Annotated in this window: 1 protein-coding gene; it reads right to left on the reverse strand. The window is 45.2% G+C overall.

Going from position 1 to position 827, the window contains the following annotated elements; genetic code table 11:
• Nucleotides 1-827: WD40 repeat domain-containing protein (locus AC5590_RS03860; RefSeq protein ID WP_169269029.1), on the reverse strand; the 827-nt coding region annotated here is incomplete at both ends.

Genomic DNA, 827 nt, shown 5'->3' on the forward strand with positions numbered 1-827 from the left:
CCTTCAGGGATAGCAGTTCCTGCCCAGAGAGATTCCATAGTTTAACTGTCTTGTCATCACTAGCAGTGGCAATCGTCTTACCATCCGGGCTGAACACCACACTATAGACTGGACCGCTATGCCCCTTCAGGGATAGCAGTTCCTGCCCAGAGAGATTCCATAGTTTAACTGTCTTGTCATCACTAGCAGTGGCAATCGTCTTACCATCCGGGCTGAACACCACACTATAGACTGGACCGCTATGCCCCTTCAGGGATAGCAGTTCCTGCCCAGAGAGATTCCATAGTTTAACTGTCTTGTCTCTACTAGCAGTGGCAATTGTCTTACCATCTGGGCTGAACACCACACTTAAGACTGGATCGCTATGCCCTTCTAATCGGTTGTGTTCTTTTACTCCATAAACAACCTGTTGTAGAATAACAATTGCCTTTGTGCTGTTTTCCGTATCTACAGATGTACCATAGTTTTTCACATTTATCCCAGCTTTCAACCCGGATAATAAAGCATCTAGTCCATAGTTTGAAGCAAAAAGATTGTCTGTCGTCAGACTTTGAACTGAAACCTCTGCATTCAATCGCTGTTTTTCTGTTTGCTGCCATTGCCAAAAGGCAAATCCTAATAAAATCAAAGCAGTAATTAAACCACCAATCAACGCATTTATGTTACGCCGCCGCCTACGCTCTCGTTCCTCCTGCTCTTTAGAACGCTGCTGTAGACTAGCACTAATAAAATCTAGCTCTTGGGTTGTCATTTCCTTAGTTCGCTTGTGCAACCATTCTTGAGCTACACCCAATGGCACACCCCGCAACAATGCCCCAGAGTCATAG

Source organism: Brasilonema octagenarum UFV-OR1, from assembly GCF_963888615.1.
Taxonomy (GTDB): Bacteria; Cyanobacteriota; Cyanobacteriia; order Cyanobacteriales; family Nostocaceae; genus Brasilonema; species Brasilonema sennae.